General features: G+C 35.0%; 22 protein-coding genes. 14 read left to right on the forward strand and 8 right to left on the reverse strand.

Annotated elements, in window-relative coordinates; genetic code table 11:
* Positions 1–21: 21 nt before the first annotated feature.
* The 7 genes from GJU43_RS13930 to GJU43_RS13960 all read left to right on the forward strand — a co-directional run bounded on the left by GJU43_RS13930 (position 22) and on the right by GJU43_RS13960 (position 3895).
* Entirely contained in the window at positions 22–381 is a 360-nt protein-coding gene (locus GJU43_RS13930) for a hypothetical protein (RefSeq protein ID WP_154341362.1), read from the forward strand.
* Between the two features lie 255 nt (positions 382–636).
* Complete coding sequence (locus tag GJU43_RS13935; protein WP_154341363.1) at positions 637–1041, forward strand: hypothetical protein; 405 nt, start codon at positions 637–639, stop codon at positions 1039–1041.
* Positions 1038–1313: a hypothetical protein gene (locus GJU43_RS13940; protein WP_154341364.1), complete on the forward strand. Its 276-nt coding sequence runs from the start codon at positions 1038–1040 to the stop codon at positions 1311–1313. Before GJU43_RS13935 ends, GJU43_RS13940 begins: the two co-directional genes overlap by 4 nt.
* Before the next feature lies 1 nt (position 1314).
* Positions 1315–1623 (forward strand): DUF4406 domain-containing protein, encoded by a 309-nt coding sequence (locus tag GJU43_RS13945; protein WP_154341365.1) that lies wholly within the window; start codon positions 1315–1317, stop codon positions 1621–1623.
* A 34-nt stretch (positions 1624–1657) separates the two neighbouring features.
* Positions 1658–2062 (forward strand): hypothetical protein, encoded by a 405-nt coding sequence (locus GJU43_RS13950; protein ID WP_154341366.1) that lies wholly within the window; start codon positions 1658–1660, stop codon positions 2060–2062.
* 24 nt (positions 2063–2086) lie between these two features.
* On the forward strand, positions 2087–3112 hold the full coding sequence (locus GJU43_RS13955) for a hypothetical protein (protein WP_154341367.1): 1026 nt from the start codon (positions 2087–2089) through the stop codon (positions 3110–3112).
* 552 nt (positions 3113–3664) lie between these two features.
* Positions 3665–3895 (forward strand): hypothetical protein, encoded by a 231-nt coding sequence (locus GJU43_RS13960; RefSeq protein WP_154341368.1) that lies wholly within the window; start codon positions 3665–3667, stop codon positions 3893–3895.
* Between the two features lie 3 nt (positions 3896–3898).
* On the opposite strand, the gene GJU43_RS13965 is transcribed toward GJU43_RS13960, so the two are convergent.
* From GJU43_RS13965 to GJU43_RS14000, 8 genes are read right to left on the reverse strand one after another with little or no spacing between them, the layout of a single operon-like run.
* Entirely contained in the window at positions 3899–4675 is a 777-nt protein-coding gene (locus tag GJU43_RS13965; protein ID WP_154341369.1) for a phage minor head protein, read from the reverse strand.
* Positions 4676–4686: 11 nt separating this feature from the next.
* Positions 4687–5955, reverse strand: coding sequence for a DUF935 family protein (locus GJU43_RS13970; protein ID WP_154341370.1), 1269 nt, complete (start codon positions 5953–5955; stop codon positions 4687–4689).
* Between the two features lies 1 nt (position 5956).
* A complete protein-coding gene (locus GJU43_RS13975; protein WP_154341371.1) occupies positions 5957–6448 on the reverse strand; it encodes a phage morphogenesis protein in 492 nt (163 codons plus the stop codon).
* Positions 6438–6869 carry a phage protein Gp36 family protein gene (locus tag GJU43_RS13980; RefSeq protein ID WP_154341372.1) on the reverse strand — a complete coding sequence of 144 codons (432 nt, stop codon included), beginning with the start codon at positions 6867–6869 and terminating at the stop codon, positions 6438–6440. The genes GJU43_RS13975 and GJU43_RS13980 overlap by 11 nt, the downstream gene beginning before the upstream one ends.
* Positions 6869–7345: a hypothetical protein gene (locus tag GJU43_RS13985; protein ID WP_154341373.1), complete on the reverse strand. Its 477-nt coding sequence runs from the start codon at positions 7343–7345 to the stop codon at positions 6869–6871. Before GJU43_RS13985 ends, GJU43_RS13980 begins: the two co-directional genes overlap by 1 nt.
* Positions 7342–8898: a hypothetical protein gene (locus GJU43_RS13990; RefSeq protein WP_154341374.1), complete on the reverse strand. Its 1557-nt coding sequence runs from the start codon at positions 8896–8898 to the stop codon at positions 7342–7344. Before GJU43_RS13990 ends, GJU43_RS13985 begins: the two co-directional genes overlap by 4 nt.
* Entirely contained in the window at positions 8891–9379 is a 489-nt protein-coding gene (locus GJU43_RS13995; protein ID WP_229655063.1) for a hypothetical protein, read from the reverse strand. The genes GJU43_RS13990 and GJU43_RS13995 overlap by 8 nt, the downstream gene beginning before the upstream one ends.
* Complete coding sequence (locus GJU43_RS14000) at positions 9363–9650, reverse strand: oxidase (RefSeq protein ID WP_154341375.1); 288 nt, start codon at positions 9648–9650, stop codon at positions 9363–9365. Before GJU43_RS14000 ends, GJU43_RS13995 begins: the two co-directional genes overlap by 17 nt.
* Positions 9651–9825: 175 nt before the next feature.
* On the opposite strand from GJU43_RS14000, the gene GJU43_RS14005 reads away from it, so the two are divergent.
* The 7 genes from GJU43_RS14005 to GJU43_RS14035 are packed head-to-tail and all read left to right on the forward strand — an operon-like array spanning position 9826 to position 14622.
* On the forward strand, positions 9826–10830 hold the full coding sequence (locus GJU43_RS14005; RefSeq protein WP_154341376.1) for an HK97 family phage prohead protease: 1005 nt from the start codon (positions 9826–9828) through the stop codon (positions 10828–10830).
* A 26-nt stretch (positions 10831–10856) separates the two neighbouring features.
* Complete coding sequence (locus GJU43_RS14010; protein ID WP_154341377.1) at positions 10857–11696, forward strand: hypothetical protein; 840 nt, start codon at positions 10857–10859, stop codon at positions 11694–11696.
* Between the two features lies 1 nt (position 11697).
* Positions 11698–12108, forward strand: a complete 411-nt coding sequence (locus GJU43_RS14015; RefSeq protein WP_154341378.1) for a hypothetical protein — start codon at positions 11698–11700, stop codon at positions 12106–12108.
* A gap of 2 nt (positions 12109–12110) precedes the next feature.
* Complete coding sequence (locus GJU43_RS14020; protein WP_154341379.1) at positions 12111–12524, forward strand: N-acetylmuramoyl-L-alanine amidase; 414 nt, start codon at positions 12111–12113, stop codon at positions 12522–12524.
* A gap of 3 nt (positions 12525–12527) precedes the next feature.
* A complete protein-coding gene (locus tag GJU43_RS14025; RefSeq protein WP_154341380.1) occupies positions 12528–13034 on the forward strand; it encodes a hypothetical protein in 507 nt (168 codons plus the stop codon).
* Positions 13031–14206 (forward strand): DUF2586 family protein, encoded by a 1176-nt coding sequence (locus GJU43_RS14030; protein ID WP_154341381.1) that lies wholly within the window; start codon positions 13031–13033, stop codon positions 14204–14206. Before GJU43_RS14025 ends, GJU43_RS14030 begins: the two co-directional genes overlap by 4 nt.
* On the forward strand, positions 14206–14622 hold the full coding sequence (locus GJU43_RS14035; RefSeq protein ID WP_154341382.1) for a hypothetical protein: 417 nt from the start codon (positions 14206–14208) through the stop codon (positions 14620–14622). The genes GJU43_RS14030 and GJU43_RS14035 overlap by 1 nt, the downstream gene beginning before the upstream one ends.
* Positions 14623–14633: the final 11 nt, after the last annotated feature.

The raw sequence follows: 14633 nt of genomic DNA on the forward strand, positions 1-14633 counted from the left end.
ATTAAAAATAAATAGACGGTAATGAAAACAGTTAATGCACCATATCTATACACAGGAGAAGGTTCTGCGATAGATAATTATAACAGGCCGAAAAGCCAACTCAAAAATATTGTTCAGGCTAGCCGAAATTCAAGTAAAAACAATTGGGGATTTTTTGACAAAAAAAACAAACAGCATCGAACAATCCTCTCCCAATTAAGAACGCTTCAATGGGTTGTCAAAAATGAAAAGTGGGGAGAAGTTCCAGACTTAAACAGGTTTGGTGAATTTTTAAAGAGCGATAAATCACCAGTTAGGAAACCTTTAAAAGACATGACTCCGGAGGAGGTGTCTAAAATTATCAGTTGTCTCGATTCTATAACAATTAAAAACTTTAAATAATATGTCACAAACACAAAATTTTTTCTTAGGTAGCTGTTTGATAGTGGCACTTATAATCACTTTACTTATAAGATTGGCACGTGCTGAAAAAAAGCAATCAACGCCAAAACTATATTGCTTTGAATGTGAAATTGAAATGCCGACAAAAGAAAAATACGGCAATCTACATTGCTCAAATTGCGGTTTACGCCATTAAGATGGAAGAATATAGTATCACCGAAGTTTGCTTGCATGATGTAGCTGAAATAAAAGTGCTTGAAGCTATATGTGGATGCGAAACTACAGTCCTTATTTGCTCAGATTGCAAAAAACAATTGTCAAAACCTGAAACCGAATGTTAAGATGAAAGTAGAACTTAAATTTACAAATTATCAATTGTCTTTTTTGAATGCATTTATAGCTGATAATTTACCTGCTAGTGTACATGGCGAAATGAAGGATCGCAAAAGCTTCATATTCCTAATGAATGATGTATCGTGTAAATTACTTAAAAAAGCCATTGAAAAGAGACAAGAAGCAAAAGCTTTTAAAATTTCTTTAAAGTATTACGAAGCGTTCGCTTTACATCAGTTTCTTTATCTCTACATGGATTATGACAATACCGAAAGATACAATGTAACGAGGGAAATATTAGGTGTAATAAATCAAAAGCTTGCATGAAGGGAACGATTTTTAAAGTGGAAAAAGGAAAACATATCAGCTTTGAACTTTATAGCCATTCTAAAGACCGATTTTCAACATGTCTTTATTCTGATACATTGGGTTACGTTGATCAATACAAAGAACCTACAACAATTCACGCAGTTCTGGTCAATGAAATTAAAACTATAAAGAGAAAAATCAAAGAAAATCCTAAAGAGAAAGCGCTTAAATGGCTGTTATCGGAAGTTAAAAAGAAGAGAGTAGAATATTCACAATTAACATTATTTTAAAATGAATCAAACAATATACATCGCGGGCAAAGTAACCGGAGAACTGCCAGAACCGACAGCAGCAAAATTTAAAAATATGCAAATTGAGCTTGAAGCAAAAGGCTTTGATGTGGTCAACCCGATAGAAGTTGTAAACAACTCAAAAGAAAATTGGTACACTGCAATGGGGATGTGTTTACAAGCATTAGAATCATGTGACGCAATTTTTATGATGCCCTGCTATAAAGACAGTAAAGGAGCAAAAATTGAGCTTAAAACTGCTAAAGATCTGGGAATTCAAGTTTACTACAATTTACATGAAATAATTTAAGAAAATGAGCCTTGTTCGAACATATACCGTTAAAATGCAATCCGGTGATATATGGCAGTTTAAATACAATTTAAACGGTGTTTTAATCTTCTTTAATGTATTGGAAGGTGATCTGAAACCAAAGCAGGAAAAGTTTCTTTATCTCGACGGTAAGTTTCCATGGAAAGAAGATCACATAAAAGCTTGGTCAAACCTTTACAAAACAACCAAGGTTGAAGTCGGTGAGCCTGCCCTGTCATTTATTGCATTTTGGAAGTTATACCCCCCAAATCCCCTTTCAAAGAAAAAGCTTGCAATGGAGCGATTCAATAAGTTAAAAGAAGTTGATCGTATAAAGATCTTCCTGAAGACTCCGGAATTTATAAAAGAAAAAATTAAGCAAAATTCATCATTTCCCTATGCAGAGGTTTATATAAATCAGCGTTGGTGGGATCAATAAAACTAACTAAATAAAATTGTAAATATGGAATTTGATTTTACAAAAAAACTAACTAAGCAAAGAAAAATTGAATTTGCAGAATTAGTCAAAGAACTAAGTGATAGAATAGGATTTAAAGTTTCATCAAGAGGTTGGTGCTACATAATGGAGCAATCAGGATATATAAATAAGGATCAATTTGATAAGATTGCGAATGCTATTAATGACTGTCGAAAAGAAGGTTATCTCCCTGTTGATTTCGTCGCTGAAGAATCAAGTAGAGCATTTTCAGGTGTTGAGAAACCAGACGATAGAACATTACAGTCAGTATTAAAATGGATGTTATCGGACGTTTTAGACGGTGCGAAATATTTTAGTCCTGATTGGTGGGATGGAGAAGAATATTATATACAGATGGTTGTTGAAAAGATTGACCTTGTAACATTGTTCGCACCCGTCTGTAGAGAATATCATATTCCAATTGCAAATGCTAAAGGTTGGAGTTCAATTTCCCAAAGAGCAGAATATGCTCGAAGATTTAAGGAGGCTGAAAATTTAGGATTAAAATGTGTATTACTTTATTGTGGGGATCATGATCCAGATGGCTTGCGGATTTCTGAAACACTACGTAGTAATCTTAATGACGTAAAAGATGTTTATTGGAACGATGGAGAAAACGGATATAATCCTAAAAATTTGATAATTGATAGATTTGGATTGAATTATGATTTTATTCAAAAAAATGGATTTACATGGATTGATAATTTAGTAACGGGTAGCGGTAAAGATTTAGCGGATACTCGACACAGAAACAACAAAATGCCTTATGTAAGAGATTATCTTAAAACAGTTGGTGCGAGAAAATGTGAGGCAAATGTAATTGTAACAATGCCAAGAGTTGCTAAAAATTTAGTTACTGAAATCATTGAAAAATATCTAGGGGATGATTCTTTACAACGTTTTCAAGAGAAAAGAGATAAAATTAATGAGGAGTATGAGACATTGCTCGATGAATTAGAAATTAGAGAACCTATTCAAAGAGTTATTGATATTGTCGACGATAACGAATAGTAAGGTTTTCCGTAAAACAATTAAAAAACAAGTAAATACTTTTATAATCATGTCAGATAGAAATCAACAAATCAGAGATTATCACGAAAAAGAACTAGCAAAAACACATGCGAAGTTAGATCGAAAATTAAACATACGTTTGGGTATATTAGTAATCATTATAATAATTTTAGTGTTCGTTCTCATATATTTCGACTTTTTTTCTAATTTTGAATGAAATTCGTAACAACAAATAACATTATGGACAATGTACCCCTATCTGACGAAGAGATTAACATATCTGACGAAGAGATTAGAGAGTTAAGAGCCAAAGTAAGACAAACCTATTTTCAAGAGGATGACTATAAAACACCCTATTTTTGCATTTTTGTCATTTATTTAATTAAGGTGATTTTAATAAGCCTGCTACTTTTAATCGTATCAGCACCTTTTTACATTATATATTTATGCCTTTAAATACATTTTTCATAAAAAAAGCCTCCACTATGGAGGCTTTTTTTATGCTCAAAAAGTTCATTTGAAAATTAGCATTATCTTACATATCTTTGCCGTATGACACGCCAAGAAAGACTTACCGCCAGAAATAACCAAGTAAGAAAACTTTTCTATGATTTACAGGCAAAGAACCCTAAATGGCGTATCGATGCAATCATTGAAGAGGTTGGTGATAAATCCTTTTTAGCAAACCGAACTGTTGAAGCGATAGTTAAATACGAAGGCATTTACAATGATAATGCTAAACCTGTAGAGTCTTCACAACCTACATTATTTCAATTTCTCTAAGAATTATTCTTCAAGCAAATCAATTGCTGCTTTTTCTGCATCTTTGATTTCTTTTTTACTTAAAGTGTCTTTATAAGCAATTTCCCCAAATATTTTTTGGCTAATGGCAGCATTGTTTTTAAATCCGGCTTTGGCTTCAAATTCCGGTATGACATCGCTAGGATCTTCATCAGTTTGTTCTACATCACATCTACATCCCCAATCAATGGGAGTCATGTGATCTTTCCAAAAAGGATGGTTTATTGGCAAAATTAAGCCATCCAGTATACGATGCTTTTCACGAGTTCTGGAGTCATTTATCGCATTGTACTTTAAGTTTGGATATAGATCAGCATCTGCAACAAAACTCTTCCATTTTTCAACATTATTGGCTGTCGCAACTGTATGGTGATATTCCGTTTTCAAATATCGTTCGTTGTATTCCACATTTAATTCTAAGGCCTTCTTTTTGAATTTAGACCACGGAACTACCTCTCCATTTTCAGTAAGAAAAGATTCTAATTGTTTCCTAAAGCTACTTTCTTTAAAAGCTGAAAATAAGGCAATGTCATTTTTTAAAGCTGATGCAAGATCTGCATCATAAAAAAGTGATGTAGGGCTATATCCAACATTTAATCCTTCATTTAAAAGATCAAAGTAATATTTTATTAAATCTTTACTTCCCGGAATATTATTGAATATTTCACGAATATAACTTTCAATCAGCCTACTAAAAAGACCATCCTTTTTTAATTCGATTATATTATGATCAGAATCACAACAGTTCGAACGATAGTGCAATTTTAGTAGGCTTAACCCTTTCCCGGATTCTGCTTATCTTTGGTTTGATTATCCCCTGGCATGCTTTCGATTTCAACTCCGTAGGTTCTTTCCATGTAATCTTGCTTTAATACATAACCAGCCCCTAGAATTTCGCTGTCAATTTCAATTTGATCTTTTGCAACGATAGTTTTTTCAATACCAATTTTGGCATTATCAGGGATTTTATAACCTAACATTCGCATTGCCGGAACTACCCTTTTATTAAGAAAGGAGAGCATCTTTTTTCTGTCTGAAGTGGTAACTTCACCAAGTGTATTTTCGTGTACTTCACCCTGAGATCTACTGGAACCGTTTTCGGTGGTCATGGTTTGGTGCAAGATCAATTTGGAAAGCTCTTTATCCAACGCTTGAATTTTCATAAAGAAAACATTGAAAGAATCAGTTTTTGTATTTTCTTTAATTTCAACTTCAGTACCCATTGGAAAAACACCGTAAGGTGCGCTTCCCATTTCTTCAAGCCAGCCAGCTACTTCATTTTTTACTGATTCACTTTGAGAGGCTATTTTAGCGATTCTGATTGGTATTCCGAATAACTCTTCAAACTCATCCCAACTACCCCAACTATGACGTTTTAAAATAGTGTAAACCGCTGCCTTTTCTAGTATTCCAATATCGCTATAGAAATTTGCATATAGAAGAACATCGTTAACTTCTGATATATCTAAACCAGTATTGCCGTTGATATCTCTTAAAAGAATCTTTTGTCCCGGAACAATCAGACCTCTATCTATAGTTTCTACCTTTTTTATATTACCTTTTTCATAATCCTTAATCCAGATAAAGGTTTCTCCTCTATATATAGATTTATGTGCTTCATCCAGTACAACATCAAACCATTCTTGATCTTTTATAAATTCGGTTAACTTCTCATCCTTTTTACCATCGATAACGAATATGTAATCTTTGTTTGTTGTTCGTAATGTTCGATCCTCGGTTACTGCTGTTAAATGAGCGTCTAACATAATATCGTCATATACTTCCTGCATTGGATAAAATCTTGGAATTTCTGCCTGATAAAAGGAAAAACGTGCTGATTGCCAATCATTAATTTCTTTTCGATATAATCGACGTTGACGTCTGATTACATCAACCATTAAATTCGTTATTTTATTGATATGGTCAGGATCATTACTTGATAAACTTACATTTTTATTAAGTGCATTTCCTGAAAAATTCACTCTGCTATTTCTGATAACCTGTTTGGCTGTCTGTTGTACTTTATTAAATATTGACTTCATATTATCTTAGTAGTTTGTCTAATTCTTTTTTAATTTTCTGACTTATTTGGTTGTCCAAATATTTTGATTTTCCCATAAATTGACGTTGCGGCATTCCGTCAAGACCTTCATTATGTCGGCCGGCATATTTTTTAGATGATCTAAAGTGCACCTGGCTACTTGCCTTAATAATGTTCGAGCTGAATGAATTTATTAATTTATCTCCTCCGGTATCATGGCCGACAAGTATAGCTCTATCAGCATTTCTAAGTCCAAACTTTGTTACACCTCCGGTGTTTCTCCCGCGGATATACCTTGTTATATCTCTACCATTTTTATCGGTAGTTTTACGCTTCTGCCATTTTTGAAGCCCGGTATCATTAAAACCCTGATCCCTGAAGTTTTTCTTTATGAATTTTAGCCCCTCAACCCCTATAATCCGAAGTGCTTTATCAGGCATTTCCTTTGCTGCCTTATTTAGTAAATCTTGTAAATCCTCTAAACTACCAGCCATTTGGATAATTTTTACGACTTCCCAGTTTTAAAAAGGTTGTGGGTTTGTCTGGGTTTCCATCACCGTCGGTATCTTCAGTTCTAATAGGCAATTGAGGCTTAATCTTTCCGCTGGAGACTTTTTCAAGCCATAAGAGCGCTTCGTCAGCTCGTACTTTCGCAGCTTCATTTACATCCTTCGTTCTTCTGATATAGATATCGTGAATAACCAGTCCTTTAAGATGTTTTAGGAGCGTCAAGCTTCTTTGATTACCAGTGGCATTAAAAATGGATTCCGTGTCATAATATTGAAACAAGTAGGACGACATTAAATCAATGTTTTCCTTAATTATATCTGTGACAATCGTGGTATCATTATTAATGATTTTATTGATTATATCATCAACACCCACCGTTTTTAATTCGTTTTGTTCTAAAAACATTATATAGTTATTTTGAGTTTTTTATAGATATATTTTTGGTTTATTAATCTGTAAATAGAGGTTTCAAATGAGAGTTTATAGCTCATAATTTCGTCACCCTCTTCGACAGGTTCTTCGTAAGTGTGATTTAAAGGCTTAAACTGATCGCCTTGAAAACCTTGAAGTTTTTCTACAATATTATCAATGATGTCAATTTCAATTAAGCCGTGCTCCGGATCTGAGGTTGTATCATGTTGATCCATCCACCCGTCTTTACAATAGAATGTAACGTCAAGCGTACATTTTCCTTCCTGCTTTTGTTCAACCATCATTGCCCATGTAATGGACTTTATCTCTATCAATGCGGCAGTATAATAGCTTGGATAATTGTCTTTACCATTACTGAACTGTTTTCTTTGTAAATCGATCAATTCTAATTCGGGAATTTCTTTAAGTTTCTCTTGTACCTTTATAAATAGTTCTTTACGTGGTGTCATACTCTTCGCTTTGTTTTTTTCTTTCCTATTAATGGTTTTGAATTATTGTCTTCTTTTTGCGAATAGCCGAATAGTAATCTTCCTTTACGCACACACTGCTCTAATGCGTCCAAAACATCATCGGGACTTGTACACCCTTTTTCAAATGCCGTTAAATGCTCGAATGTTTTTTCCATATCATCTGTATCTTTCAGGCGTTCATCGAAAGTGATTAATCCACGCATAAATGCACTTGTTAATGTAGCATCAATATTATCATGTTTGTCACCAGAAGCATGATCAGGTATTGGAATATCAACGGCATTGTTTTCCTCGCAAGCAACCAACCAATCAGGTTCGTATACTATTTTTTGTGCGGCTGTAGCATCGTAAAATGAAATAATTGACATTCCTTTTTCATTAAATTCCCTTTGCCATTCGTAGTGCATATTCATAGCTTCAGGTCGTTCACATTGCCTATTAAATAACTTTAGGACGTGAGCTCTACCTTTCTCTATTGACACCACAGCACCCCCTTTGAAATTCCCATTTTTAGTATATGATAAATCCCAAAAAGAAATAAGCCCGCTAAAAATTTGGTTTCCGTGTGTTTTCTTATACCGAATCCATTCTGCCTTAATTCGTTTACCTTTTTCAATTGGATTATTGAAATCCTCTCTTTGGCTTGTGTGAAAATCAGTGTCGTTCACAATGTCAATACATTCCTGTTTTGTGTATCTCTCTGGCCAACTTGGGTTAAAATTATCATCGCAGAGATTTACAGTAGAAATTTTAAGGTTTGGGGATCTTTTATTTTCCTCTGCATACCCGTCAACAATACCGTTTTTTACAATGTAGTTATTAGCCATAACCTGACGGAATCGACCTTTTTGACCTGCCTTACCTAAATCACCTGTTAATTTCTGAATATTTTCTCTCGTTAGCTCAGCGTTCTTGGCTTGCTTTCTGTCTTCCAAATCATCCATCGAGGCAAAATCCGGTCGACTGGCATTATTACGTAAACCCCTGAAAGGTTGGTTTAAACCTAAAGCTTTAAACATTTTTTTATCGTTCGTCTCAAACTGTCCATCCGCCCAGGAACCATATTGCATTTGAGTGCCAAAATCTTTAATGTATCGCTCATTACTTTCAAGATGCATTTGAACATCGGAAAGCAATAATTTTCCAGCATCAAGCGTACGTCCTATAATTAGTCCAAAGTTAACTTCGTTGTTTTCCTTAAGATGCGTAAGGTTCCCAACATTGGTATGAATTGATTTAGCTGCTCCACGAAACCAACGTCGTTGTTGTTTGATTAAAGGGTTTTTAAACAGTTCTAAATAGCTTGTTAAATGGAATCTCGCTGACGGTGCATCTGCCAGAGCTAAACCAGAGTTAACACCATAGTAGTATTCAAAGAACTCTAAATAGTTTTCAGGTTTTAAAAGGTGTTTAATTCGCGCTTCTTGTTCTGCAGTAGTTTCCTTAAATAAAGAATGACTCGAAAGCAACTGAATTCTTTTCGACTCCCTGCTGTATTTTTCTAATGCTTCTTTGAGTTCCGTCTTAGTCATTGCTTACAAGTTCATTTACATATTTATCAAAAAACACGCGGATGGCCTGTAATAACTCTAAGATTTCATCACGCTTTTTACCTGTGCTTGTTCCTGCCATAACAATCATAAATTGACTGAAACCGTCAAAGCTTTCCATTGTGTGTACGGCCTTTTTTCTATCGTCATCCATTCGATCCCATGCTGCTGAAATCTTTGCTAAATCGTCAGCTTTATGAGTAGGCTTTTTACCGTCACGAATATCCAATACGTATTGTAAGATCAGTTTTTTGATTTCACTGGGACGAATACTGTTTAATTCTTTTTCATTGTCCCAGCCATACAATTCTCGCCAATTAGATAGAGTTTTTACACCTACTCCAATGATTTCAGAAATGTTCGTCAGAGAAAATCCTTTGACGAATAAGTCTTTTGCCTGACTTTTTTTATAGTCGCTTTCAGCAGCGGTCATACGACCTTTAATTTTATTTGTAATAGCCATCGATATTTAGATTTCCGTTTTCCTCAAACTTTAAATTGTTAATTATCATTCCATCATATTCAAGGTTCTTTTTAGCCTCTATTAAAAACGGCATAAAATCATCCTCATTTAGCATGTTGCTTATTCCCACTCCTAATTCAGGAAACTCTTTATAATCTCCCTTGCTTGCTAGTAAAATATCTTCCTGATGCTGGTTATCAGAATAGCCAATCACGATATCACCATTTTGAATGAGTAAATCCCCTGTTTTGTTTAAAAGTATATCAGTCATAGGGCAAAATTCGATATATAATAAGGCTATAAAAATTAACTCTTCAAACCTTGTAAAGTATTGGTACAAGGGTTGTTTTGATTTCATACAACAGTTGATTAGCTATTTTTTTTTACTTCAAAAACGCTTCAATTTTGCCTCACCAAACATTAAGAAATACATAAAACAATTGCCAATGACACATGACTTTGTTGTAAACACAGAAGATGTAAATGAATATAAATACAGGGTTCTAACAGGCGGTATTGACTATGAGCAGTATTTAAGAAATCCGGTTGTTTTATACATACATACTCGGGAGAATCAAAAAGAAGAAAATAGAGGAAGCGAAGTAGTCGGAAGATGTTTAGCATTAACAGTAGATGGAACTAAGTTAATAGCCACTATCGAATTTGACGAAGAAGATCCGTTTGCTAAAAAAATCGCTGGTAAAGTTCAACGTGGTTATGTTAGAATGACGTCTATATATGCTGATGTTATCGAAACCTCAATGGAGCCCGAATTAGTTTTAGAAGGTCAAGCCTACGAAACTGTAACCAAGTGTAAACTTGTTGAAATCTCGATTGTACCTATTGGTGGAAATGATCGGGCGCTTAAACTTTCGAGAGGAGAATTTGACCCAATCAAATTAAACAAAGTAAATATAAAACAAACTGAAAATATGTCACAATTTAAAACAATTGCCATCGCATTATCATTGAGTGCGGACGCAGATGAAACTGCATTACTAAACGAAATTAAAACGCTAAAATTAGCGAAAGAAACGTCAGATATTAAAGTTGCAAAACTTGAAAAGCAATTCTCAGAACTTGCCAAAGAAGAGGGTACTCAATTGATAGATAAAGTCATTGAACTGGGATTACTTCCTGATGGATTAAAGGCTGTGCAATTAACTGCTTATGAAGCTGATCCAGCAGGCCAAAAAGTAATTTTAAGCAAACTTATTGCTGACAAAGAAGCTGCTAATGTTCTTGCCGGAAATCATTCAACAATCAAAGAGGTTGTTCTGACAGGTAAAGCCAGCATTCCGGCATCTACTGCTGAAGGTCAGGAAACATTCGATTATCTGCAAAAACATGATCCGGTTAAACTCGGTAAAATTAGAGACGCAGATCCTGCAAAATACGCACAATTGGCAAAAGATTATGCTGGCGGTGTGAGACATCCACAAAGTAAATAATAACTAATCATAAAACACACATATAAATGGCTTTACAAAAAGAAATTTGGGCTGCAGGCATTCAGGAGAATCCAATCCCAGATAATAGTTTCGTTTTTGCATCTACGGATAAATCCGAGTATGTAGAAAGTAATAAATTACACCTTGCGGAAGCGGGAATTGAACCGGAAGTTCATGAGAACTATTTTGCAGGTTCTGAAACAGATTTACCGCTTGCGTCAATTACGGACATACCGAATGAAGTGGTATTAAATACCTACTCAACTGACAGAACTCGTCATAGAGATTTACAGGAAATTGAATTGCAATACAACAAACGCCTTTCTGTTACAAACCGTCATAAAACGGCTTTGGCTAAAAACATGGGTGTAAGAGCTGCGTTTTCTTGGGCTCCTGCCACAAACAACACTTATAACAAAATCATTACTGTTGGAGCTGGTAAATTTATTGATGCCATCATTGATATGCAAGCGTTTTACAATGGTTTGGATATTTACGATAATCTAAACCTTTGCTTGACAGCGGAGCACATGGCGATAATCAAAAAAGAAGATTACAAGCTCTACAAGGAAATTTTGAATACTAACGAAATGTATGGCTTTAAAATTTTCCGTTACAACAAGACAGCTTTATATACTGTTGCCGGAGTAAAAAAACCTTTTGGAACGGTAAAAGCTGTTGATGATAAAAATTGCTCTTTCACTTGGTGCTCTGACGAAACATTTAGATGTTTTGGAGATACTGAAGTTTATGAAACTATTCGTTCTGCTGCTTCTCAAGCTGACGAAATTTCCTTTGCTCAAAGAGCTCTTGTTGGTAACATTCGTGCATCAAATCCTAAATTTTTAGGAGCAATTCTAAGCTAAGATGAGTAAGGAAAAGGTAAAAGCAACGGCATCATTAAATGATGCCGTTGCTCAGATTGTGTCCAATTATTTTGCACAAGCTAACGCAAAAGATACTGTCTATTCAACATCAGATGGTAATGTGTTTGAAAACTTAGGTTTTGCCACAAATCATGCCTCGACATTGGAAGATAAAAATGTAACACCGCATATAGACACAAATCGTCTTGAGGTAATTGAGGACTTAGATTTCGACGAGTCAGCTATTATACTGAATGCCGAGCAAAAAGAGCTTTTAAACACAGGTTTAATAAAGGAGAACTACACGAAACTAAAACAGTTAGCTAGTTTTTTAGAGTTACACACTGAAGATCAAAAAGCTGATACAATCATTCACGCTTTGGAAGAATACAAAGCTAAAATTCAAAAATAATTATGCCCAGAAATATAAAGTATATAGTCGTGCACTGTACAGCGACTTCTCAAAAAACGAGCATTAGCGCAATTCAAAGCTATTGGCAAAAGCAATTAGGCTGGAAAATGCCCGGCTATCACTTTATTGTTAAACCCGATGGTGAAATTGTTGAACTATTGTCAATTGACAAAGTTTCAAACGGGGTTCAAGGCTTCAATAGTGTTTCGATTAACATCTCTTATATCGGAGGTGTGGATGAGAACAACAAACCAATTGATAACCGAACACCAGCGCAAAAGGCATCGCTTTTAAAAAAGCTCAAAGAATTGAAATTAAAGTTTCCACTCGCAAAAATTCAAGGACACCGGGATTTTCCAAATGTTCATAAAGCATGTCCAAGTTTTGATGCTATCACAGAATTTAAACATTTATAAAAAATGAAAAGAATAAACATAACATTCAAATTTTTGCTGATTTGTACTGTAATTGTTTTTTGTTTTTTGACTTCCTGTCGTTCTAAACGACAGGAAACTCAAAAAGTCGATACGATTATCGAAACAACGAAGGAAAAAACTGTGAGCTATAGAGACACGATTCTATACGCTCCAAAGTCAGAAACCAGTTTGAAGATTCCTGTATCCGACTTAACATTTAAACAGGATTTAAACAACGTTCAAAAGCCAAAAATCTTTACACAGAAAAACGGCAATGCTACCGCTAAAATTGTGGTTGTACTGGATTCTATCGAGGTGACCGCAACATGTGACAGTCTGGCGCTTGCTGCCAAAATTAAAAACAAGTTAGAGACAGAGTACAGGTTAAAAGAAGTTAATGATCAGATTAAAAAGGACACCAGTTCAGGCTGGACATTTTGGGATTTGATTATCGCTTTCGTGGTCGGTTTTCTAGCCTGTTTTATCCTTAAATTTTTTAAAGTCGTATGAGTTTACCAAATATAAAGTTTAATATTTCTAGCAGTGGTTTAGGACTATTACAGGCCGACATTCAAAAAATACCTGGATTCGTTTTAACGGGTGCTACTGTGACAGGATCAAACAAAGTTACAGTTGGAACGTCTTATCAAATTTTTTCACTAGAAGAGGCGGTTAATTTAGGTATTGAAGAGACGGGAACAAATGCTTTTGCTTACAGCCATCTTAAAAGCTTTTATGATGAAGCTAAAAAAGGTGCTGAGTTATGGTTCATGCTAGTTCCTTCCACCATTACATTAGAAGATCAAGCGGATTTAACTAAGAGTTATGCAAAGAAATTGTTATCTGATGCATCCGGTAAAATTAGAATTTTAGGTCTCTTAAAGAAATCCGGCACTACTGAAACAATTACAAATGGCCTTGATAATGATACGCATTTGGCGGTTGTTAAAGCTCAGGCATTAGCACAAAATTTTAGCGATCGTTATTTTCCAGTGCGTGTTTTGATTTCAGGAAACAAATTTGACGGTCTTGTAGCAAATCTTAAAGATTACTCGACAACTGATTACAATAAAGTTTCAATTCTAATCGCAAACAATGACGGTTCTAAAGAAGCTTCAATCGGTTTGGCATTGGGAAGATTGGCCAGCATTCCAACGCAAAGAAAGATAAGCCGTGTAAAAGACGGGGCTGTAGAACCTTTCGCTGCATACTTTACAAATGGTGAACCAATTTCTACATTGGATACTGCTTGGGATGCAATCGACACCAAAAATTACACTTTCTTAAGAAGTTTTGCTAATAAATCCGGATTCTATTTTACTGGAGACAAGACGTTGACCAAATCTACAGATGACTTTAATAGCCTTGCGCGGGGTTTGGTAATGGATGAAGCTATTTTAATTGCTTACACTACTCTTGTAGAAGAGCTTTCAGATGAAATTCCCGTGACTGAAACCGGAACGATCCACCCGGCAATTATCAAAGGATGGCAGAACTCAATCGAACGTCAAATAGACGGTCTTATGGTTGAACCCGGCAAACTTTCAGGAGTTAAAGCATTTATTGATGCAAATCAAGATGTATTAGTTTCAAATAACGTGGATGTTCAACTTCAATTATTACCTGTTGGATATTCAGATTTCATAACTGTGAACATAGGATTCACAACAACACTTGAATAATGGCAGATTATAGTAGTAAAAATTATTCTTGGAACGATATTTCTATTGCGCTTGGCGGTAGAATTATTGAAGGCGTGGACGAAGTTGAGTACACCGCTAAACAGGAAAAAACGGTTTTACGTGGACGTGGAACAATAGGTCATAAAATCGTCCGAGGAAATAAAGATTTTGAGGGCAAAATCGTCTTATGGCAAAGTGAAGTTGAGGCCATGATTAAAGATGCACCCAACAATGATATTCTAGCTTTAAACTTCGATATCATTTGGAGTTTTACCCCAAATGATGGTGGCGCAACTGTGACAGATGTACTTGTAAGTTGTGAGGTAAAGGAATATAAGAAAGGAATGAAACAAGGCGATCAAAACATGCTAGTAGAATTACCGATTATTTTCTTAGACATTAAGCATCAACAATAAGATACACATTC

Source organism: Flavobacterium sp. LC2016-23, from assembly GCF_009674775.1.
Lineage (GTDB): Bacteria > Bacteroidota > Bacteroidia > Flavobacteriales > Flavobacteriaceae > Flavobacterium.

Bases quoted from the DNA above. Each gene is read 5' to 3' on its own strand.
- GJU43_RS13960 (WP_154341368.1), top strand. From the start codon at position 3,665: ATGACACGCCAAGAAAGACTTACCGCCAGAAATAACCAAGTAAGAAAA.
- GJU43_RS13945 (WP_154341365.1), top strand. From the start codon at position 1,315: ATGAATCAAACAATATACATCGCGGGCAAAGTAACCGGAGAACTGCCA.
- GJU43_RS14020 (WP_154341379.1), top strand. From the start codon at position 12,111: ATGCCCAGAAATATAAAGTATATAGTCGTGCACTGTACAGCGACTTCT.
- GJU43_RS13955 (WP_154341367.1), top strand. From the start codon at position 2,087: ATGGAATTTGATTTTACAAAAAAACTAACTAAGCAAAGAAAAATTGAA.
- GJU43_RS14035 (WP_154341382.1), top strand. From the start codon at position 14,206: ATGGCAGATTATAGTAGTAAAAATTATTCTTGGAACGATATTTCTATT.
- GJU43_RS13995 (WP_229655063.1), bottom strand. From the start codon at position 9,379: ATGGCTATTACAAATAAAATTAAAGGTCGTATGACCGCTGCTGAAAGC.
- GJU43_RS13985 (WP_154341373.1), bottom strand. From the start codon at position 7,345: ATGACACCACGTAAAGAACTATTTATAAAGGTACAAGAGAAACTTAAA.
- GJU43_RS13980 (WP_154341372.1), bottom strand. From the start codon at position 6,869: ATGTTTTTAGAACAAAACGAATTAAAAACGGTGGGTGTTGATGATATA.
- GJU43_RS13970 (WP_154341370.1), bottom strand. From the start codon at position 5,955: ATGAAGTCAATATTTAATAAAGTACAACAGACAGCCAAACAGGTTATC.
- GJU43_RS13990 (WP_154341374.1), bottom strand. From the start codon at position 8,898: ATGACTAAGACGGAACTCAAAGAAGCATTAGAAAAATACAGCAGGGAG.
- GJU43_RS13975 (WP_154341371.1), bottom strand. From the start codon at position 6,448: ATGGCTGGTAGTTTAGAGGATTTACAAGATTTACTAAATAAGGCAGCA.
- GJU43_RS13930 (WP_154341362.1), top strand. From the start codon at position 22: ATGAAAACAGTTAATGCACCATATCTATACACAGGAGAAGGTTCTGCG.
- GJU43_RS14030 (WP_154341381.1), top strand. From the start codon at position 13,031: ATGAGTTTACCAAATATAAAGTTTAATATTTCTAGCAGTGGTTTAGGA.
- GJU43_RS14005 (WP_154341376.1), top strand. From the start codon at position 9,826: ATGACACATGACTTTGTTGTAAACACAGAAGATGTAAATGAATATAAA.
- GJU43_RS13940 (WP_154341364.1), top strand. From the start codon at position 1,038: ATGAAGGGAACGATTTTTAAAGTGGAAAAAGGAAAACATATCAGCTTT.
- GJU43_RS13950 (WP_154341366.1), top strand. From the start codon at position 1,658: ATGCAATCCGGTGATATATGGCAGTTTAAATACAATTTAAACGGTGTT.
- GJU43_RS14025 (WP_154341380.1), top strand. From the start codon at position 12,528: ATGAAAAGAATAAACATAACATTCAAATTTTTGCTGATTTGTACTGTA.
- GJU43_RS14000 (WP_154341375.1), bottom strand. From the start codon at position 9,650: ATGACTGATATACTTTTAAACAAAACAGGGGATTTACTCATTCAAAAT.
- GJU43_RS14010 (WP_154341377.1), top strand. From the start codon at position 10,857: ATGGCTTTACAAAAAGAAATTTGGGCTGCAGGCATTCAGGAGAATCCA.
- GJU43_RS14015 (WP_154341378.1), top strand. From the start codon at position 11,698: ATGAGTAAGGAAAAGGTAAAAGCAACGGCATCATTAAATGATGCCGTT.